The organism is Candidatus Symbiothrix dinenymphae (genome assembly GCF_001431085.1).
Map to the genome: position 1 here is coordinate 1 of NZ_BBRU01000101.1, position 14,181 is coordinate 14,181.

At 43.6% G+C, this 14,181-nt stretch carries 19 protein-coding genes and 1 pseudogene; 3 read left to right on the forward strand and 17 right to left on the reverse strand.

From position 1 onward, the window contains the following. On the forward strand, window positions 1-184 hold a 184-nt coding region (locus ASC50_RS01530; protein WP_226995321.1), incomplete at its 5' end, for a hypothetical protein. Between the two features lie 38 nt (window positions 185-222). Here ASC50_RS01530 and ASC50_RS01535 read toward each other — a convergent pair. From ASC50_RS01535 to ASC50_RS01595, 13 genes are all read right to left on the reverse strand, one after another. Further along, window positions 223-1,587: a TrpB-like pyridoxal phosphate-dependent enzyme gene (locus tag ASC50_RS01535; protein ID WP_420885202.1), complete on the reverse strand. Its 1,365-nt coding sequence runs from the start codon at window positions 1,585-1,587 to the stop codon at window positions 223-225. Between the two features lie 141 nt (window positions 1,588-1,728). After that, on the reverse strand, window positions 1,729-2,244 hold the full coding sequence (locus tag ASC50_RS01540; RefSeq protein WP_055431869.1) for a GNAT family N-acetyltransferase: 516 nt from the start codon (window positions 2,242-2,244) through the stop codon (window positions 1,729-1,731). Further along, on the reverse strand, window positions 2,244-2,876 hold the full coding sequence (locus tag ASC50_RS01545) for a GyrI-like domain-containing protein (protein WP_056928625.1): 633 nt from the start codon (window positions 2,874-2,876) through the stop codon (window positions 2,244-2,246). Before ASC50_RS01545 ends, ASC50_RS01540 begins: the two co-directional genes overlap by 1 nt. A gap of 12 nt (window positions 2,877-2,888) precedes the next feature. Further along, the gene (locus tag ASC50_RS01550; protein WP_055431871.1) at window positions 2,889-3,446 is read right to left on the reverse strand and encodes a GyrI-like domain-containing protein; all 558 of its coding nucleotides are present in this window, start codon (window positions 3,444-3,446) and stop codon (window positions 2,889-2,891) included. A gap of 144 nt (window positions 3,447-3,590) precedes the next feature. After that, window positions 3,591-4,238, reverse strand: coding sequence for a methyltransferase domain-containing protein (locus ASC50_RS01555; RefSeq protein WP_055431872.1), 648 nt, complete (start codon window positions 4,236-4,238; stop codon window positions 3,591-3,593). Window positions 4,239-4,446: 208 nt separating this feature from the next. Continuing rightward, window positions 4,447-4,974 carry a DJ-1/PfpI family protein gene (locus ASC50_RS01560; protein WP_055431873.1) on the reverse strand — a complete coding sequence of 176 codons (528 nt, stop codon included), beginning with the start codon at window positions 4,972-4,974 and terminating at the stop codon, window positions 4,447-4,449. Window positions 4,975-5,140: 166 nt separating this feature from the next. Beyond that, complete coding sequence (gene dinD, locus ASC50_RS01565; RefSeq protein ID WP_055431874.1) at window positions 5,141-5,965, reverse strand: DNA damage-inducible protein D; 825 nt, start codon at window positions 5,963-5,965, stop codon at window positions 5,141-5,143. 82 nt (window positions 5,966-6,047) lie between these two features. Continuing rightward, window positions 6,048-6,812, reverse strand: a complete 765-nt coding sequence (locus tag ASC50_RS01570; protein WP_055431875.1) for a GNAT family N-acetyltransferase — start codon at window positions 6,810-6,812, stop codon at window positions 6,048-6,050. Between the two features lie 547 nt (window positions 6,813-7,359). Further along, window positions 7,360-7,629 (reverse strand): DUF1905 domain-containing protein, encoded by a 270-nt coding sequence (locus ASC50_RS01575; protein ID WP_055431876.1) that lies wholly within the window; start codon window positions 7,627-7,629, stop codon window positions 7,360-7,362. Beyond that, entirely contained in the window at window positions 7,626-7,997 is a 372-nt protein-coding gene (locus ASC50_RS01580) for an iron chaperone (RefSeq protein WP_226995322.1), read from the reverse strand. Before ASC50_RS01580 ends, ASC50_RS01575 begins: the two co-directional genes overlap by 4 nt. Window positions 7,998-8,067: 70 nt before the next feature. Then, on the reverse strand, window positions 8,068-8,454 hold the full coding sequence (locus tag ASC50_RS01585) for a hypothetical protein (RefSeq protein ID WP_055431877.1): 387 nt from the start codon (window positions 8,452-8,454) through the stop codon (window positions 8,068-8,070). After that, a complete protein-coding gene (locus ASC50_RS01590) occupies window positions 8,442-8,765 on the reverse strand; it encodes a DUF4982 domain-containing protein (protein ID WP_082592026.1) in 324 nt (107 codons plus the stop codon). Before ASC50_RS01590 ends, ASC50_RS01585 begins: the two co-directional genes overlap by 13 nt. Then, window positions 8,762-8,926: a hypothetical protein gene (locus tag ASC50_RS01595; protein WP_158648266.1), complete on the reverse strand. Its 165-nt coding sequence runs from the start codon at window positions 8,924-8,926 to the stop codon at window positions 8,762-8,764. Before ASC50_RS01595 ends, ASC50_RS01590 begins: the two co-directional genes overlap by 4 nt. A 115-nt stretch (window positions 8,927-9,041) precedes the next feature. Here ASC50_RS01595 and ASC50_RS01600 point away from each other — a divergent pair, with 115 nt between their 5' ends. Next, on the forward strand, window positions 9,042-9,344 hold the full coding sequence (locus tag ASC50_RS01600) for a hypothetical protein (protein ID WP_056928620.1): 303 nt from the start codon (window positions 9,042-9,044) through the stop codon (window positions 9,342-9,344). On the opposite strand, the gene ASC50_RS01605 is transcribed toward ASC50_RS01600, so the two are convergent. From ASC50_RS01605 to ASC50_RS08400, 3 genes are all read right to left on the reverse strand, one after another. Further along, window positions 9,339-9,656: a hypothetical protein gene (locus tag ASC50_RS01605; protein ID WP_055431881.1), complete on the reverse strand. Its 318-nt coding sequence runs from the start codon at window positions 9,654-9,656 to the stop codon at window positions 9,339-9,341. The genes ASC50_RS01600 and ASC50_RS01605 overlap by 6 nt on opposite strands. 491 nt (window positions 9,657-10,147) lie before the next feature. Continuing rightward, complete coding sequence (locus ASC50_RS01610) at window positions 10,148-11,059, reverse strand: dihydroorotate dehydrogenase (RefSeq protein ID WP_056928621.1); 912 nt, start codon at window positions 11,057-11,059, stop codon at window positions 10,148-10,150. Window positions 11,060-11,086: 27 nt separating this feature from the next. Continuing rightward, the gene (locus ASC50_RS08400) at window positions 11,087-12,124 is read right to left on the reverse strand and encodes a dihydroorotate dehydrogenase electron transfer subunit (RefSeq protein ID WP_056928622.1); all 1,038 of its coding nucleotides are present in this window, start codon (window positions 12,122-12,124) and stop codon (window positions 11,087-11,089) included. 980 nt (window positions 12,125-13,104) lie between these two features. Between ASC50_RS08400 and ASC50_RS01625 the strand changes: the two genes are divergently transcribed. Next, window positions 13,105-13,392: a hypothetical protein gene (locus tag ASC50_RS01625; RefSeq protein ID WP_055431109.1), complete on the forward strand. Its 288-nt coding sequence runs from the start codon at window positions 13,105-13,107 to the stop codon at window positions 13,390-13,392. Window positions 13,393-13,994: 602 nt separating this feature from the next. On the opposite strand, the pseudogene ASC50_RS01640 reads toward ASC50_RS01625, so the two are convergent. Then, window positions 13,995-14,181, reverse strand: a pseudogene (locus tag ASC50_RS01640) (hypothetical protein); the annotation flags it as partial.

Below are 14,181 nucleotides of genomic sequence, written 5' to 3' on the forward strand. Positions count from 1 at the left end.
CAAAAAGAATTATATTATGACAACAAAAAAGCAATCAGTAAGCAGGTCAACGATTGAACAATTGCGGGACATTCGCGACAAGGTAAGTGCCGAAACGCAGAATATGGCATTTGCGGAGTTGAAACAGTACATTAACAAGCACTTAAACAGCTCCTCGCTACACTCTAACGCCGTTTGGCATTAATGGGCGATTATTGCTTATGGCAGCAGGGAGGGGCTGTTTTACCCCAACCCCGCCAACTGCTCAATATTCTTGCGGATTTCCTCATCCGGCACGGAGAAGTTCACCAAATCGCCCGCCAAGTATTGGTCGTAAGCCGTCATATCAATCAGCCCGTGTCCCGACAGGTTGAAGAGGATTACCTTTGCTTTGCCTTCTTTCTTGGCTTTCAGGGCTTCGTTGACTGTTGCCGCGATGGCGTGCGATGATTCGGGTGCCGGGATGATGCCCTCCGTTTGGGCGAAGAGGATGCCTGCGTTGAAGGAATCCAATTGGTCAATGTCCACCGCTTCCATCATCTTGTCTTTGAGCAGTTGGCTCACGATGGAGCCTGCGCCGTGGTAGCGCAATCCGCCTGCGTGGATGTGCGCAGGGGCAAAACTGTGTCCGAGCGTAAACATCGGTATCAGCGGCGTATAGCCCGCTTCGTCGCCAAAATCGTAGTGGAACACGCCGCGTGTCAGTTTCGGGCACGACGACGGCTCAGCGGCAATGAAGCGCGTCTGCTTGCCGTCCAAAATGTTGTGGCGCATAAATGGGAACGAGATGCCGCCAAAATTCGACCCGCCGCCGAAACAGCAAATCACGATGTCGGGATATTCGCCCGCCATCGCCATCTGTTTTTCGGCTTCCAAGCCAATCACCGTTTGATGCAGCGTCACGTGATTGAGCACGCTGCCCAGCGTATATTTGCAGTTCGGCGTTTGCATCGCCAGTTCGAGAGCCTCCGAAATAGCCGTGCCCAAACTGCCCTGATAGGGTGGGTTTTTGGTCAAAATTTCGCGCCCCGCCTTGGTGGACATACTCGGCGAAGCAATCACCTGCGCCCCCCACGCCTGCATCAGCGAGCGGCGATACGGCTTTTGCTCGTAACTCACTTTTACCATATACACCGCCAAATCCAGCCCAAACACCTTGGCGGCATACGACAACGCCGTGCCCCACTGCCCCGCGCCCGTTTCGGTCGTGATGTTGGTAACGCCCTGCTGCTTGCAATAGTAGGCTTGCGCCAACGCCGAATTGAGCTTGTGCGAGCCAACGGGACTCACGCTCTCGTTCTTGAAATAGATGTGCGCGGGCGTATCCAACGCCTTTTCCAGCCCGTAGGCGCGCACCAGCGGCGTGGTGCGATACACCTTGTACTGCTCGCGCACCTCGTCGGGGATGGGGAGCCACGCATCCGTCTGATTGAGTTCCTGCTTCGACACCTCCTGCGCAAAAATCGGATACAAATCCTCAGGCTTCATCGCCTGCTTCGTGCCCGGATGCAGCAACGGCATCGGCTTGTTCTTCATATCCGCCACAATGTTGTACCATTGGGTCGGAATTTCCTGCTCGCTGAGCATAAATCGCTTTGTTCGTTCCATAATGTTTTATTTTTTTATATGTTTATATTTTTATGTTCATATTCGGCACATTTTTTTTTTTTCGGCAAAATTACGAATTTATTTTTAAACAGCAAAAAATTTGCAAAACATTTTTTTTATGAGTGCATCAGCGGGCGGGAGTTATTTTGCAGTCAGTTTTTCATACGCTCGGCGCGGATTATTGTCATACAACACTTCCCCGCAATAGGTGAAATCCAGCGCAACGAGCATTTTCAGCATATAGAGATTGTCAAAATTCGTGTCCACTCGGAAACTGCGGATGCCTCGTTGCAGGCTTAGTTCTTCCACTTTGCGCATAAACAAGGTTGCTATGCCGCGATTTTTCACCTCATCGGCAACGGCTAAGCGGTGCATCACCACGTAGGGCAAATTGCTGAGCCACTGCCCCTGTATCGTTTCATAAGTCGGCTCGCCGGTAAAAAGAACTGCCCCGTAGGCAATCACATTCCCGTTTTGGCACAGCACATACCCATCACCCCGTTCGATGTCTGCCGTGATATTGAGCATCGCGGGATAGCCGTCCTGCCATTGGCGGCTGTTTCGCAAGCGCATCTGCTCTTTGGCTTGCAAAATAATCTGCCAAATCCGCGCGGCATCGGCGGCTTCTGCTTGTCTGAATGTGATTGGGGTGTTCATTATGTTCGTTGGACGGGTATTCTTATCACTGTTTTCATCTTTGAAACATCCGTTTTTCTTGGATCGGAGAGATAAATTTCGTGATGAAATCTTGATTTGTTTATGTCTTTAACCAATTGATTTTCAGATATGAAAGCATCGATTAGTTCAAGTGTTTTCGACTCATAGTCAAACGAGCCGATGTGCATACATTGGACGCATAAGCCTTCTTTGAAAGGGAACAATACGGCTCTATCGGTTGCTATTTTTTTCTTTTTTGCCACTTCCCTGCACGCCCAATCAAACACTTTCGCATCCACAAATTCAGGCAACCGTATCATCGAAGTCCAGTTATACGCTGATTTCGATTGCCAATCGCCACCGTCTTCAATCCACCATAATCCCTCCAGCGGCGGCACCACATAATCAAAATATCCATCGGGAATTTCACTCCCCTTTTTGCACATTTTGATGTTGTAAGAAATCGCATAAAGCAACTCAACGGCTTGCTGATACTCTCCATCTGCATCATTCGGGTTTCCCTTGCCCGTAACCGCCGCAAAGTTAATTTCAGGAATGTCAATGAGCGTTGGTGTATTTGGGGGCAAATACAGTTGCTTACATTCGTTCTTAAAATCAAATACTTTTCCCATTTTGATGCTCAATTATTTGCTTTCCAATAACTCTTGCCGATAAATAATTGTCTTGTTCGGCACATCGTAAATCTCCATAACCGCACCCCCTGCATAGCCGTTTTCTTTGGCGTATTGTGCAAGTGCGGGATACACTTTCATTATGCCTACGAAAATGGATATCATCCCTTTATATGGAAATTCTGTAACGATGCTATTCGTTATGGGATAGGTCTTTACTTTAAATCGTTCAAGCAATTTAGAGGTAGTTGTGCTGTCCAAATCCGCCACGATACAGCCGACTTCCGAGCGCAATTTGCTCTTTTCCACGTCTTTGGGATTGTCATAATAAATTCCAAAACCTTGCGTGGTGGCAATGCCATAATTATCCAAAAGCGCATGATACACCCTATTCGTGACGGCACCCGATTGACCGTAATCGCCCGTCATTTCTTCATACACAAGCATTTCGCCACCCTGCGCTTCCACCCTGAACTCAATCCGCTTAAATCCGCCAAAATAGGCATAAACTAACACCAGCAATACGATGACGATTGCAATAATAACTAACGCGACTTTCATAATTTTCATATTTTTATTGTTTATAATTTGGCTGCAAAGATACAAATTATTTCATTCTTTATCGTTGGAAGTGTGATCAAAGTGATGAGGGAGAATTGCATAAACAAGCGTCCGAAAGAGTGTTCTTTCGGACACAATTATATTCACCTTTTATCACATTACAACAATGCAGAAATCCATTGTAAAGCCCAAGAAGCGATTTTTGTATATTTTGAAATTGGTAATACCCGCTTTCTTTAAGATTTTTTCCAATTTCTTGTGCGAAAGAAGATGCATATAATCGCCTGCAGCCCAACTTTTTGAAGTCAAAGATAGAATTTTATCAAAGACAGTTTTAGGCAACCAATGTAGCAAAAAAATTCGCGTGTGCAATTCAAACGGAAAATAACGATTAGGCGTTGTGAAAAACAACTTTTTACACGTCCTATGCATCTCTTTCAGGAAGACAACCTGTTGCTCCTCTTCACCAACATGCTCCAAGACGGCATTAGACCAGCCAATATTGAACATATTTTCCGTAAATGGAAATATTCGACCGTCATACAAAACCGTTTTCACTGCGGGATAGCATTGCTTAAACACATTATCTCCCTCATCAGCAACGCCTAAAGCGGTTATCTTTTGAGGATAAGGATAATGCTTTTCCAAATAGTTATCTACAGCAGCAGAGTATTCTTGATTGCAAAAACCGACATCTAAAATCAGGTCGCTCTCTAACGGATTAATCTCCTTTACAAATAAATCATACTTTCTCGTTCTGTTTTTTCTGCGTGTAGCAGTAATAATCATATTATCTTTCATCTTTATTTTTTAGCCTTTATTTTTCGGCTGCAAAGATATGAATTTTTTTAATTCACATCTCTGTTTTTATTGCGTTTTGCCGGATGTGGTGTCTGATATACATTTAGGCAATTGTCAATCTGCAAAAACTGCCTTGAAATTTTACTCTCAAGACAGCTCTTAAAAATGGTTGCTATCTACAAATAGATACCATACCATCACTACGGGGCTATTTCAGCACCTCCAAAAGTTTAGGCATCAGCGCACACAGCGTGTTTTCTGTTTGCGCGGTGTAGATGTTGCCGTCCACAACCGATGGCTCGTCCGTCCCGATTGCGCTTTTTACGGCGGCTTTGATGTACGGATGGAGTGCTACACGCTTGCCGGTGGCGATTCCTGCGCTGTCGAAAAGCAATGCGCCGGCACAATGACCGACAATCACTTTGCCTTTGTCACCAAAAACCTTGATGACAGCCAGCATATCCTGATTTTCAGGACTTCCGGCATTTGTGCTAAACTTCGGCATAGCATCGCCACACGCAAACACCAAGGCATCGTACTCGCTTTCGTGCCCTTTCAGATTGGCGACGACATCATCCGTTTGCAGGCTGATGCCCGAATTTGTTTTGATGTGCGGGGTCGCTGCCACCGCAAACGTTTTGAATGGAATACCATTCTCAAAAAAGGCTTCCAAATACCGGAATAACCCAAAACCATTGACAGGATTTACTGCCAAAACTGCAACTTTCTTTGCCATAATTGAAAAATTTTAAAATTAAACATTTGCTTTGTAAAATAAAATCTTACTTCTGCACTACAAAGATACGAAAAAAAATGAATGAAACCAAGTAGGTACGAACACAAAGAAAGCATATTGATGTCGCGAAATTAAAACTGATTGCGCAACACCGATGCCAAGCGGGTCATACTTTCATCAGTTTTGTCTTTTCCGAGTTCAATCGCCGCGCCACTTTTTGCACATCTTCTGCCGGAGGTAGATTTTCCGGTGATAGTCCGCGTTCAAGCATGATTTTGCGCACGCCCTGATTGTTTTCTACATGCTCTCGTTCAATGGATGGGATGCCCGACAAATCTTTTAGTTGCACATTTTCGGCAGTCATTGCGGCGGCAAAATCTTTGGCTTTGATGCTCACTGTTGGCAAAAAATCGGCTACCGGACGGCTTTCCGGCACATTAAACTTCCGCTTCAATTGCTTCGTGTCCAAATGAAAAAGGGCTTTATCGCCTTTCGAGCGAATAATTGCAAACCCTTTGTCATCCACTCCACGTTCGAACAACACTTTTGAAAGTAGTTTCTCCGTTTCCTTCAATTTTGCACGAGCTTCCACCCGTTCCAATTCCAACAAACGCTGCTCTATCAACTCCGCACGGCGTGTTTGTATAGCAAAATACGTCTGCGCAAAGGCAATTTCCGGCTTGCGTGAATCGCCATTTTGCGCAATCAGATAGCAGGCGTAGCGGGTGAGAAAGATGTCTTCAATCTCCTTTTCTGCCCCAGAGCCTATCACAACCATTTTGCTGACGTCAGCAAAATGGTCTGGGATACTCACAGCGGTGTTTTCGCAAGTTTCTTTCGCTTTGTCGATAATCCCGACAAAATTACGCCATTGGGTGTAACCCAACAGGGTTTGCAATTCGCGTGCACTCCAACACTCCAAGCCATTGTATTCGGAGGCAACCGCTTCGAATTGGCTAAATAACTCTTGTACTTCTTTTGTTTTTAACATTACAATTGTTTTTTATTAAGTTTAATTTTTATATCGGGTGCAAAGGTAATACTTTTATCTGAATAACACACAAAAATTGCAATTATTTTACAGTTTTATCAAAACGGCTATCCATGCAAACGCTGATGTCGGTCGTAACAAACTTCCCATTGTAAAACAAACTGAATATCGTGGCGGGCGTGGGCGATGATTGTGCCGATTTCATTGTTTCCAATTTAATGATTTTGAGCGGGATATTGCGCTTTTTTGCCGATTCGACCAGCGAATTGTAAATGTGGTACTCAGCAAACGGACAGCGATTTGAATAATAAACCGTTATGCCATCTTTGTATTCACATTCGCCACTCTTTACGGTGTCTTTGAATTTGGGATTGGCGGCTTCGGGGCGAATCTTTTTCACCAAAAGGCTGAAACCATGCGGCAGGATTTCGCAAGCCGTAAACCCCTGCCGCAAAAGCCATTTGGTGTCGCTCATAAAATGAAATTTGCTCGTCCCGACAATGGTCACAAGCCCGTCCTTACCCTGCGCCGTGGCATCGTCCATCGCCGATTGCAACAGAACCTTGGCATAGCCCTGCCCCTTGTATTGCCCCGAAACCCAAAAACAGTTGAGCAGCAAATAGTTAGGTGCATCAATCGGTGCCCACCCCGTTTCGGCAGGACCATACTCAATAAACACTTTCGCTCGCTCGTCTAATCGGCGAAACACATAGCCGTTGTCGAACTCTTTCGCAAGCCATTCCTTTTTCAATTCATAGCCTTCCGTGCATTTTTTGTCGGAAATCGCGCAACAAATATGCTCTGTCGCGATGTTCTCTTTTGTGAGAGTGATAAATTTTGCTTCCATTGTTTGCTTGTATTATTTATTTTGCCGACAAAGATACGGAAAAATTTTGAACTGGTTCTTGTTTTATTTGCAGCATAGCAAAATAATTCATACCTCTGCACCGAAAAAAACAATATAGGAAAAGAATTATTAATAAGAGAAATCGAACGAGTCGATGACCCACAGTTGATTGACCAACTATTTGACTACATGATTTTCATGCAGATTAATGGTTCGCGTTTGCGCAATAAAACCGAAGTATTACCACAGAAAAAATCATACGCATTGGGACTTCCTATAGTTCACCCTGATTTTGATACAACCGAATATATCAGCCAAATGCGCGAAGAAAGGGAGTTTACATGAAAATATATATGGACACATCGGCGATAATATCTTCAATAACATGCGAGGCAAATGCTCCTGCGGTGCGCAAACATCTTGATGAGGCTGTTTGAAACGGCTAAAATGGGTGATGTTGATTATGCGATTACATTCGATAAAAAACAAGCTGCAGCTTTTCGAGATTCCGGAATCAATGTAGAGAAACTGTAATAATAGTAAACTATCATTCACGCTCCCGTATCGTCACCCTTATCACATCCCCCGCCTGCTTATTGATTTTCTTCCGTATCTCTTTGCGAATGCCGATGATGTGGCAGGGCGTTCCCATTTTGACGAGGCTACCTTCATATCGCTCATCATCGAACGTTGCCAGCACTTTCACACGCCCTTTTCCAAACTCACTTTTCACATCAAAGGGGATTTCAATGTAGGCACCGTCAATATCGGGGACTTTTTTTATTTCCGCTTCAAATTTGTACGTTTTTTCGTTCATAATATTGCTATGTTTTCTTGCTTCCATTTGACAATCTTTTTCACCAATTCTGTGGGGAATGGTTGCTTGTAGGGCAACTGAATAGTGCCTTTGCTGGTTTTGTAGGCGGCTAATTCGTCTTGAAATGCTGCGATGGCATCCGGACCGGGGAAGAAGCCGATGTGATTTTTAAAACCGCCAAACTGTACGAGAATTTTCTTTAACGTGAACGTAGGCATTCCCCAACTGATTTTTTCTTTTACTTCGGGCGCGACTTCGTGGATAATTTGCCTGAAATTCGTCATAATTGCCTGAACCTCAATGGGAAAACCGGCGATGTATTCGTCGATATTCTCCGGTGTTTTCTGTTCCATTTTCATTGTTTCCATACGCTATTTTTTATCAAATTTATAAATTACTATTTTTATCTTTTTTTGTAATAATCCACACTTATATTACTTATTGATAATGTGTTATCATAGCAACTTTCGAGTTGATTTTAGGTGATTTCACTACCACTACATTCGTATCGCTTCCGTTCAATTTTACCTTAATTTGAGCACGTCCATTGTAGGCTTGCAACTTGTGCGAACCTGCCGAATAGCCTTGATTATCAAGCAAATTGCCATCACCTGCTAAACTAAATTCTAAGTAGTTTCGGGCATCCAAACACGGCACTCCATCGGCATCAAGCAAAGTGGCTTCCACCCAAACAAAATCGCCGTCCATTTTCTTGTCATTGGGGACCTGACCCGCAATGCCCTCACTCACAGGCAGAATTTTCACTTGAATTTGCGCCGGATTCCCCCATTTTTCAGTCTGATACCCCCACCCTACCGCATCCATGACGGTTGTTTTGCCTTTTTTGCAACGGATCGGATGTCATTTTGCCCTTCGTTCAACGCCACTTGCCAGCGCAGATTGGCTGCCGGAAACTTGGCAGCATCGCGCTTTTTCACACCTTGACTTATGCCGTTCACAAACAGTTCCACTTCGGGGCAGTTGGAATACAATAACAGCAATTCTTTGACTACCACTGAACTAACCAAAATTGTATTGCCGCAATCAAATAAAATATCATTGACTTTTGAACTCAAATCATCAGTGGTTTTAGATAGATGAAAAATTAGCACATTGGTGTCTATATAGTATCTCATCGTAATACTGCCCTCATGTCTAATATTTTACCCTCATTATAGTCCATTGATAGCCAATATTTGGCGAATGGCGATAAAGGTCTTCCTTCCTTTATCATTCTTTGAATGACTGCTTCTGCAGCGCATACTTTTTTCACACGTTTTTTTACTGTTGTTTCCATATTTTTGTTTGTTTTAAATTGTTTCATATCGCAAAGGTAATGCAAATTTTTGAATTGGCAAATGTTTTGGCATATATTTTCAAAAATTTGCCCGATTGTTGGCGGCAGATGATGAATGGTGGTGGGCTGGGGATATGGGGGGCTTTCAGCCCGTGTTATCATCTTCCAAACACGACTGGCGCACCCTCATTATCTGGGCAAATTCGTTTATTACCATCAGGGCAGACACGCAGGGAGAGCACCTACGGGTGCGCCCTTTTTGCGTGCTGTGTTGGTTTCCGTAAATTTGATTAAAACAAAAGCCGTTCGAAAGTTTGTGCTCTCGGGCGGCTCTTGCAGCTCGTATATGCAAGGCTGGAGCCTTGCGCCTAACTCCGGGCGCAACGCGGACGCTACGCCGAACAAGGGGGCATCATAGTGGGGACACCACCTCCGCAACTTCTACCCTTGCTTCCTTTTGTTCTAATTCATTTTTTACCGCTTCAGGGGATACAAGTTTTTCTACGTTAGCGCAAATCCGTTTTTGATATTCCCACATGTCAAGAAGAATACATATAGGACCAAGTACAATTATATCAACAACAAATCCGGCAAGTGCACCAAGTATAATACTCCATTCCCCATAGAGGGGATAACTTACTTTATAACCTATAACAGAACCTGCTATAATAACAGCTACAAGCACAAACTCTAAACAAACTGAAAGACAAGATACAATAATTGTTTTCATTCTTTTAATTACTTTACGTCCGTTCCTTATGCGGACAATTATTAAAACTTATTTTTTGCTCTTTTATTTTCGATAGCTTCGCAAAACTTTCCTATCTTTTTTGCCCCAAGTAGAACTTCTACCATACACACATAAAAAAAGCGCGGACAAAACTCGTGTTTTATCGGTACTTGAGGTTCTCGACTACCTGATTTCCAAATAAATGAATTTCATTCACGCCGAAGCGTGAACGTCAGTCACTTTCTTTTTGGAAATCTTTTGAAATTGTCGAGATTTCAAGTACCAAAATTAAGATAAACGCCTTTTTCTACTAAAATGTGCGTACTACCACTGTCATGTCATCATAATCTCCTATTGTTTAAGCTGTTATCACTCGTATTCGCTCATTCATTCGAGCCAATATCGTCTGATATTTACTTAATTCATAACTATTAGTGTAAATATCGGCGGCAAAGGTAAGGATTTTTTTTTAATTGCAGGCAGCATTTTGATTACACCTCCAACGCCCCAACCAACTCCTGCACCGATTGAAAGCCGTGCCCATCCAAATAAGCATTGATGCCATCCACCACTTTCACCGAAATAGCAGGGTCAATGAAATTGTAAGTGCCTATCTGAATGGCTGTTGCGCCTGCAAGTATAAATTCTACTGCATCTTGCCAGTTGGAAATGCCGCCCATGCCGATGACGGGGATTTTGACTGCTTTGTGGGTTTGGTACACCATCCGCAGGGCTACGGGCTTGACACATGGTCCCGAAAGTCCGCCCGTGACGGTGGATAACAGCAGCTTGCGGCGTTCCACATCGATTGCCATTCCCAGTAAAGTATTGATTAAAGAAACGGCATCAGCTCCCTCTGTTTCAACGGCTTGCGCAATTTCGGCGATGTCCGTCACATTGGGTGATAGTTTCACAATCAACGTTTTGTGATAGACTTTCCGAACTGCCCGCACCACTTCGGCGGCACTTTGGCAGTTCGTTCCAAACGCCATGCCGCCCTGTTTGACGTTTGGGCAGGATATATTCAGTTCAATGGCGGGGATGCGCTCCAGCGCATTGATTTTTTCTGCGCAGGCAACGTAATCTGCCACCGTTGAGCCGCTCACATTCACCATCACGTTGGTGTCGATGTCCTTGATGTCGGGGTAGATGTAATTGATGAAATAATCCACGCCTTTGTTCTGCAAGCCCACCGCGTTCAGCATTCCCGATGGCGTTTCTGCCATACGCGGATAGTCGTTGCCCTCGCGGGGTGCGAGGGTCGTGCCCTTGACGAAAATGCCGCCGATGCGGGATAAATCCATAAAATCGGCATATTCGATGCCGTAACCAAAAGTGCCCGAAGCAGTTAGCACCGGATTCTTAAAGTTCAAATTTCCAATATTTACGCTTAAATTTGCCATATCTCATTGATTTATATTAGTTTACGCTTAAAGTTGCCATGTCAATTGATTGATATTAAAAATCGGTCCTGCGGTGCATACGCAAGCATTGCCGAAAGTCGTTTTTTCCACGCAGCACAAACACGCACCGATACCGCACGCCATCCTGTTTTCGAGCGATACTTCGCACGAAACATCATTTTGTTTGGCAAGTTTGGCAACTGCCAACATCATCGGCTTGGGTCCGCATACATAGATAGTGGGGTGTAAGGTGGATGGTGAAGGGTGTGTGAGCGGGTTGTTATACATTTGTGTTTTATTGAAATGCTTTTGTGTTTTATGTTTGTGCGATTGTATATCATTAAAATACGTTTGTATAATCGAGTGATTAGTCACAAATCCCTTTTTGCCGTGGCTACCGTCTTCGGTGGTAGTATATACATCGCCATACTTCTCAAATTCAGACAGTTGCAGCAACTGATATTGAGTGCGCCCGCCCAATAAGAAGGTAGGTTGATAGCCTAAATCGCAGAGTTGTTTGCCCAGATATAGCAGAGGGGCAATGCCGGCTCCGCCGCCGATGAGCAAAAACTGCCCGCCTGTCTGAGGCAAAAGACTGCCATTGCCAGCGTCATTGCCATTGTCATTGCGGGCTTGACCCGCAATCCCCTGCTTAGCATTGCGATGGTGTGTAACACTGTTATGTTGCTCAACATTCGGATCCTTTTCAGGGGATTGCGGGTCAAGCCCGCAATGACAATTCCGCTCCGGCAGCGTAAAGCCATTCCCCAGCGGATAAATAATGTTCAGCGACTCCCCTACCCTCATTTTGCTCAGTTTGCGCGTACCCTCGCCCACCATTTGCACCAACAGCCACAATTCATGCCGAGCATAATCCACAAAATGAATTGAAATCGGGCGGCGGAGGAATGTATTGGGCGCATTGGGCACGCGAATTTGAACAAATTGTCCGGGGCGTATTTTCGGCAGTTCGTTTTCTAAATGCACTTTCAGCAGGCAAAAATCGGCTGAAAGTTGGCTGTTTTCGCTTACTGTCCAATCTGCTATCTGTTTCATATTTTGCATCGTTTTTAGAGTTTAGTTTTTTGTATTATTTTCCAATGACCGCCTTTGTCGAGATCTACACATATTCCAACTGCACTTTTTCCAATGAGAGGTCATCAATCGAGTGCGTAGTGTCTGCAAAGCCCAACTAAACGAGGTCTTAAACTCTACCTTGTCTGTTTCAGCAGCCTGTAGCAATAGGAATTTTATTTTTTCTTTGTTCATAATATAATGTTTGGGGTAATCATGTACAAGTGTTTATTGTCCCGCAGGGACAGCACTTTATTAACCGTAGGCTTCAGACTACGGACATGAAACCGCCTTTTCCTCTCTAAGTCCCGCAGGGACGACACATTCTCAAGTACCGCCCTTGCAGGGCTAGTGGGACGTGGAAGCATCCTATACCGTAGGCTGAAGCCTACGGTTAATAAAGTGCCGTCCCTGCGGGACTGAAACAACGATTTTACATTATTCATTCTGCTATTTTTGTGTGCAAAGATAATCATAATTATTGGAATTTGCCAAAACATTTTGCAAATTTCAAAAAAAAATATTACCTTTGTGCCCGAATTTGCGTTAAGTAATGAATAAGCAAATGTCGACCGATATTGGCTCGAACGAATGGGCGGAAATACGGGAGTGAATAACCCTTTAAACAATAGGAGATTATGAAAGCATAACGGCGGTAGTACGCACATTTTAAGACATTTTGGAAAAAGCGTTTAGCTTATTATTTTTGCCTTGTGAAACTTGACAATTTCTAAGTCGCCAAGGAGAATAGTGTTAGCGTTCGCGCCGTTTGGCGGGACTTTATTCATTATTGGCGACAAAGGTAGTCAAGACCTCACAAGCAAATAAATCAAGAGTTTTGTCTGCGCTTTTTTTATGCTGCGTATTTTGAATGAAAGGCAATAGTTGTCCAAACAACTGGTATCAAACTTGGGGCAAGACACCTACGAAGCCGTTTAGAGTAGGAATTTTAATTAAAAATTTAAATTTACATGAGTAAAATTAAAATTGGTGCAGACGAACTCATTTTGTGGCTACGCAAAAACGAAAAGGCAAAGGATATACCAAATGCAGGTAGTGGCGGATTAGGTCAAAAAATTTTTGATCTTCTTGTTACTACTATCGGTGGTAAAAAAATCATTGATGACAATCCTGCTTATTGGGCAAATTTGAAGGACGATAAAATTATCAGTCAATATAATTTGCCTCAAAAATCAGCACAATATGAAGTTGAGTCGAGTGAACTTGGTAGAATTTATAACACATTAATACTTTGGTAAGATGGCAAAATGTAAATGGTGCGGACGGCGTTTTAAATGGGGATTTTTTCCAGAAATCGCCGAGCTTTTGAGTGCGTTTGGGATGCACCCATATTGTAGTAAGCAATGTGAACGCGAGGCAAAAGGGGGTGGAAAAGCCGCTGGAGGATGCGGACGGACTATGGTAATTATTATTGTGATAATAATTATTCTGGCTGCAATAGGCTCAAAATGATGAAATCTGTAGAAAAGCAGGCTTAACGGTAAAAGGTTAAGTCTGCTTTTTGTTTGCAGTTTTTCAGACGATTTTATTGTATAGGTGCAGATGAGCACATTTGTATCAAGAAACGATTTTTTATCGGGCATTGGCTTCTTCTCTATTAAATTTGTACTTGCGCGTGTCAAGCGAAATGGCGTTGAACGTCACCTCTTTTGAAGGTGCCGACTTTGCCAAAATTTCTTCTGTAGGGAAAAACGATAAATTCCAATTCCTTACCGATGTATTCTTCCGGAATAGGAAATACAACACTATCATTTTGTGGTATTAAAACTGTACGTACTATAATTTTTTATTTTACTTTTTCGCGGCAAAGTTACGAATATAATTTCGAATAATCATTCAATCATTCCGGCGCAAAACTATCAAATGTATTGTCGGCATAATACACAATCACTCTGGTGGCTTTTTTCACTACTAATTTTTCTTTTATAATTTCCTGATATTTAATAGTTTCGGTGGCTTTCGCTATAGCTTGTTCTATGGGTTGTTCTGCGGGCTTTTCCATGCCCCTTTCTGCCGGTTCTTTGGGC

Excerpts from the sequence above, each read along its gene's own strand:
- ASC50_RS01575 (WP_055431876.1), bottom strand. The coding sequence starts at position 7,629 with ATGAACGAAAAAACGTACAAATTTGAAGCGGAAATAAAAAAAGTCCCC.
- ASC50_RS01570 (WP_055431875.1), bottom strand. The coding sequence starts at position 6,812 with ATGGAAGCAAAATTTATCACTCTCACAAAAGAGAACATCGCGACAGAG.
- ASC50_RS01580 (WP_226995322.1), bottom strand. The coding sequence starts at position 7,997 with ATGGAAACAATGAAAATGGAACAGAAAACACCGGAGAATATCGACGAA.
- ASC50_RS01555 (WP_055431872.1), bottom strand. The coding sequence starts at position 4,238 with ATGAAAGATAATATGATTATTACTGCTACACGCAGAAAAAACAGAACG.
- ASC50_RS08400 (WP_056928622.1), bottom strand. The coding sequence starts at position 12,124 with ATGCAAAATATGAAACAGATAGCAGATTGGACAGTAAGCGAAAACAGC.
- ASC50_RS01585 (WP_055431877.1), bottom strand. The coding sequence starts at position 8,454 with ATGGATGCGGTAGGGTGGGGGTATCAGACTGAAAAATGGGGGAATCCG.
- ASC50_RS01540 (WP_055431869.1), bottom strand. The coding sequence starts at position 2,244 with ATGAACACCCCAATCACATTCAGACAAGCAGAAGCCGCCGATGCCGCG.
- ASC50_RS01545 (WP_056928625.1), bottom strand. The coding sequence starts at position 2,876 with ATGGGAAAAGTATTTGATTTTAAGAACGAATGTAAGCAACTGTATTTG.
- ASC50_RS01625 (WP_055431109.1), top strand. The coding sequence starts at position 13,105 with ATGAGTAAAATTAAAATTGGTGCAGACGAACTCATTTTGTGGCTACGC.
- ASC50_RS01595 (WP_158648266.1), bottom strand. The coding sequence starts at position 8,926 with ATGGAAACAACAGTAAAAAAACGTGTGAAAAAAGTATGCGCTGCAGAA.
- ASC50_RS01535 (WP_420885202.1), bottom strand. The coding sequence starts at position 1,587 with ATGGAACGAACAAAGCGATTTATGCTCAGCGAGCAGGAAATTCCGACC.
- ASC50_RS01605 (WP_055431881.1), bottom strand. The coding sequence starts at position 9,656 with ATGAAAACAATTATTGTATCTTGTCTTTCAGTTTGTTTAGAGTTTGTG.
- ASC50_RS01550 (WP_055431871.1), bottom strand. The coding sequence starts at position 3,446 with ATGAAAATTATGAAAGTCGCGTTAGTTATTATTGCAATCGTCATCGTA.
- ASC50_RS01560 (WP_055431873.1), bottom strand. The coding sequence starts at position 4,974 with ATGGCAAAGAAAGTTGCAGTTTTGGCAGTAAATCCTGTCAATGGTTTT.
- dinD (WP_055431874.1), bottom strand. The coding sequence starts at position 5,965 with ATGTTAAAAACAAAAGAAGTACAAGAGTTATTTAGCCAATTCGAAGCG.
- ASC50_RS01600 (WP_056928620.1), top strand. The coding sequence starts at position 9,042 with ATGGTGGTGGGCTGGGGATATGGGGGGCTTTCAGCCCGTGTTATCATC.
- ASC50_RS01590 (WP_082592026.1), bottom strand. The coding sequence starts at position 8,765 with ATGAGATACTATATAGACACCAATGTGCTAATTTTTCATCTATCTAAA.
- ASC50_RS01610 (WP_056928621.1), bottom strand. The coding sequence starts at position 11,059 with ATGGCAAATTTAAGCGTAAATATTGGAAATTTGAACTTTAAGAATCCG.